Origin of the sequence: Acidovorax sp., assembly GCF_022763525.1 — a bacterium.
Taxonomy (GTDB): Bacteria; Pseudomonadota; Gammaproteobacteria; order Burkholderiales; family Burkholderiaceae_C; genus Acidovorax.
Map to the genome: position 1 here is coordinate 1 of NZ_JALEGG010000260.1, position 4,371 is coordinate 4,371.

4 protein-coding genes are annotated in these 4,371 nt (G+C 61.0%); all 4 read right to left on the minus strand.

Translation table 11 applies throughout. From position 1 onward, the window contains the following. Positions 1–367, minus strand: a 367-nt coding sequence (locus tag MRY84_RS20040; RefSeq protein ID WP_223055354.1) for a hypothetical protein, incomplete at its 3' end; no start/stop codon positions are given. Positions 368–1,112: 745 nt separating this feature from the next. After that, positions 1,113–2,648 carry a cellulase family glycosylhydrolase gene (locus MRY84_RS20045; RefSeq protein ID WP_223055355.1) on the minus strand — a complete coding sequence of 512 codons (1,536 nt, stop codon included), beginning with the start codon at positions 2,646–2,648 and terminating at the stop codon, positions 1,113–1,115. Between the two features lie 121 nt (positions 2,649–2,769). Continuing rightward, on the minus strand, positions 2,770–3,717 hold the full coding sequence (locus MRY84_RS20050; RefSeq protein WP_223055356.1) for a hypothetical protein: 948 nt from the start codon (positions 3,715–3,717) through the stop codon (positions 2,770–2,772). 156 nt (positions 3,718–3,873) lie between these two features. Beyond that, positions 3,874–4,371 (minus strand): NAD-dependent epimerase/dehydratase family protein (locus MRY84_RS20055; RefSeq protein ID WP_291507446.1); only part of this gene is annotated, 498 nt, incomplete at its 5' end.

Here is a 4,371-nt window from a genome sequence, read left to right on the forward strand (position 1 = left end):
ACTCAGCGGAGTAGTAAAGCGTGGTTCCGCACCGTTGGCAGACGTGTGCGCGAGTGTAGGTGTGGCGCATGAGATTACGCACCGCGATCTTCTTACCTCGGCAATTCGAGCAGCAGGCATTGCCGTTGCGATCCACATGCTCCGGGTGCTGGCGCCGGTACCAATCGTAATTGCGGCGTGCCTTGCGAATCAGAGACACAGCGTTTATGCCTGCAATCAGCGCGATGAAACTGAAAACGGCACCAATCAACCATGTGCCACCCTCACCCGGTTGCACGTAGGTGCCCGCGCGCATGAAGTAGGAAGTCAACGATACGAGGCCGGCCACCCCAAAACCAAGGGCGAGTAACACATCGATGATGATCATTGTGGAACGCATAGGGGCACCTCAATTGGAACGGTCAGCGGGAGCCGGTTGGCAATAATCCCGGCAGATTGGTAGGTCAAGCCGTTCTCGCGAACAAGCCGTCTTGTACGTTGGGTATTACGGTGAGACGTTAACAATTGCACTATTTCGCCCTGCTCACCCCAGACCAAGAACCGGCACGCCTTTTTCAATCCAAACATCCGGGCAAGGGGCAAGATCAGACCGGCTTGAGTTCGGGCACTTTGATCGCATGTAATTGGGGTCAGACCCCAATTTTCCATCAGGCCAGAACTGAGCTGGCCCGCAAGAGGAAACCGCAGCCTTCGAAAGCTAGCCGCACCTCCAGCACCCTGCTGGAGGAATTCGGTTCACTCGTGAGAAGTTAGCGTAGTTGCCGAATGTTGTTGAGTATGGCCCACCAACCCAAGGCACCGGGAACAATCATCACAAAGCCGCCAGGCCTCGAACTACCCACGTAGTAGCCGATCTTGCCCCGTCCAGCCGGCATTGGCTCCCCGGTCAAGAAGAGATGCGTCCCGAAAGCGATCCCAGTAACAGGGGACAGACCACAGTTTTTCTATGTGCACTCCGCTCACGGCTGGCGGGAACGCAGCTGGCGTCTGCCAAGCCGCGCAGCCCTGAAGCAGCTGCACAAGCAACACCAGTTCACCGAGACGCCAGGCACCGGAGCGTGGAACGCCTGACTTCAGCGAGTCCATTGCGGACCAGGCTGCGTCAATAAGACCTAGCCGCCACTGATGGTTTGGTACACATCAAGGACGGAGTCTACGGGCGTTTGGCAGGCAGGAAATTCTGGGCGCTCCACCATATCGGGCTGGGTGGGTTGCAGACGGATGTGTACGCGCTCCGCATCCGGCAGCGCTTCAATCAACAGCCTGACGGCATTTGCTTCTGATAGCACGCGCCCGCCCTCCACCTCCACGGAGTAGCCCTGGGGATAGTGGATCTCGACCGGTACGCCGACCAATGTGGGTGCGGTGATGGCGGGGTCAGGCTGGTACACAAGCTCGAAGCTCGCATCTCGAGGATCAAAGCGATAGCGCTCGATTTCACCGGCTACCGCGCGGGGGAAGGTGCGGGCCAGCACCACGGTGTTGTTATTGGAATCGCTGGGATACTGCCCCACGTTCCACGACATCTTGTTGTCTTCCGCGCGTTCCAGAAGGCATTCGAGTCCGGCGGTATCGCGCTCATTGGCCGAGAGCACCTCGGTCATGAACGGTGTCACGTCCATGCGCCGAGAGGCCTCAAAGGCGTTGATATAGACCTGGGTGTGAAAGGGGTCGCAGGCCTGCTCAAGGAAGGTGCCGAAACCCTCGTTGTCGATGATCTGACGCACCGCACGCGCCACGCACAAGTCGTGGAACGAAAGCCCCGCTGGGCGCACTTCCTCCGGTGGGGTGCGCAGAGCCGTCTTGGCACCGCTGCTGAATGTGAACTGCGGCTCGTAGAAAACAATCGCATCGGGATCCTGTGAGCGAACGGCTGCTGCGAAAGCGTCCATGGCAGGCTGCAATAAAAGCAGGTCGAACTGAGGGCAGCCGGGCAGGTTGAAACAGGTCGGCCATTGCGTGCCTGCCCATGGTTCGTTCATCAAGTCGAAGCCAAGGAGGTAGGGCTCAGTATTGAATTCGCTCGCCATGAAGCGTAGCTGCTCCACATAAGCGTCCAGGATTCCATCGGTGTTGAGCCAGAGATTGTCGAAGGCATGGGAGACGGCGGGTTGAAAGTAGTTGCCCGGGAAACCCAGATCGCCAACCAATGGAATGCCGTTGTCGATACTGGCCCACTCTGGAAAACCATTCGCGCGCGTTCCGTACTTGGGTCCGTACATGTCCTGATGCGAATCCAGCATCACGAAGACGCCCTCGGCGGCCAGCTTGTCGACCACGATGCGGACGCGGTCTACGTAAGCCTCGTCATAGTCGCCGCGCTCCGGCTCCAGCGCACTCCAGTGGTACGCCAGACGAACAGAGTTCATCCCTAACCGCCCAAGCCGGGCTGCATAATCCGGGTCATTGACGGCACGACCGTCGGGCTCCGGACTGACGGGCTTCTTGACCTCAAATATCCCTTGGAAGATTACGGTCCGTCCGGTGGCATCTCGAAAATAGCGCCCATCGGGAACAATCGGCGGTACTTCTGTACCCGCTGCCTTCGCGGCATTCGTACTCAGCGGCGGTCTAAGGTCCCCCTGATTGTCGCAACCGCCCAGGCCAATGCATGCCAGCAAAACGGCCACAACCTGAAAGATTCGCATCGTCTCCCCACCTTCCTCGTCTCCTCGGATCGATAGCTACCACCTTTTGTACAGGCGGGCAATCTTGCAGGTGCGCGCGTACCCCGCACGGCAGCAGCCGTCGCAATGCTGAAAATTGCATTCAGGGCGCGATGTTCGTTGGCCGGAACACACTCAAGGCATCACCGAGCCCGGTCAGCGTCTCGAATTGCACGCCGCGTGAGGTGACAAAGAGCTCACCGGCCGGAAGCAGACGGCCGTCACTGACCTGTACGGAGGTCGGGCCGATGAAGGTTGTCGGGGCAGTCTCCTGCAGCACCTCGCCGGCCAGGTCCATCAGCAGCACGGTGCCGCGCAGGAAGTCGGTGACGAGCAGATGGCCGTCGTAGTACTTCAAGTCATCGAAGAAGGTCGCCCGGGTGAGTAGCCGCTGTACCTCGCCGGGCGAGCCGTCCGGTGTGATTTCCACTTGGTTGACGCTGAGCGTGCCGTCGTCGGTGAAGAACAGCAGCTCGCGGCCATCCACAACGGCTATGTCCAGGCCATTGGGTGCGAGCAGGCCATCCGTCAACCAGGTTGCGCGGCTGATGACGGTGAAGGGCTCGTCTTCGGCCAGGGTGAAGCGCTCGATCTTGGGGGTGAGCGGCACGGGACCATCGGAGATGTAGAGCCGGTGCTGGGCGTCGACGGTCATGCCGTTGGGGATCACGAAGCCGTTCAGGGGCGCAATGACCTGCAGCGCGAAGTCCGGATCATCCAGCCGCGCGGCCGTGAGCTCATTGCCACGAATGGCGTACAGCACGCCGCGGTCCACGACCATGCCGTTGAAGAAGCTGCCCTGCCCTTGCGCCCGCGTGACCCGTTCCAGGGTGCCGTCTGCACCGGCCACCACTTCATAGAGATTGTCCGCGGCTACGAAGAGGCGGCCGTCGGGACTGACGGCGGTGTTCTCGGCCTCGGGGATCGCAAACAGCTCGACGGCCTCGCCACACGCGTCGCTGACGCACAGTGCGCTTGCTGGTAGCGCGGGCTGGCCGCCATCACCACCACTGCCTGATCCACAGGCAGCGAGCAGCAGCACGAGTGGCATGAACAGCCATGGACTGCGGTGTGCACGGCCGCCTGCTGTGCATGTGCATCGCATCGTGGATGGGTTCATGTGTCGGTGTCTCCTTTGGCACGCGCATGGTGAGGGTGTAATCGTGGCGTGCTCATTGTGTACCGCCGCCATCAAGACGGCCGCGCCTCAGCCCAGGCACTCGGTCAACACTGCGGAAACGTTCCGGGGCGCAATGCCCAGTGCTTCGAAGCCCATGGCGTCCGGTCCGACTACATTATCGTCACGCATCAGCAGCACCTGGTCGCGGGTCAGCGGCGGGCTGGGCAGGCAGGCGGCGATTGCTGCAAGCAGATGCCAGAGCATGAAAGGCACCGGTAACAGCCATCGCTTGCGCCCGCGCGCGGCCAACACCAGCGCGAGAATCTCGCGATACCGGTCAGTGGCTGCACCGCCCAGCTCGAAGATTTGGCCGGCTGCCGCTGGATCATCCATTGCGTGCAACACGGCCATGGCGACGTCATCCACATGCACGGGCTGCAGCTTGGTATCCCCGCGCCCGAACAAGGGGATCAGCGGCAGGCGTGTGATGGCATCCAGCGTGCGCAGGAAGGCATCGTTGGGCCCGAAGAGCACGCTGGGCCGGAGGATGATGGCGTTGCTGCATGCATCGCGCACCGCGCGCTC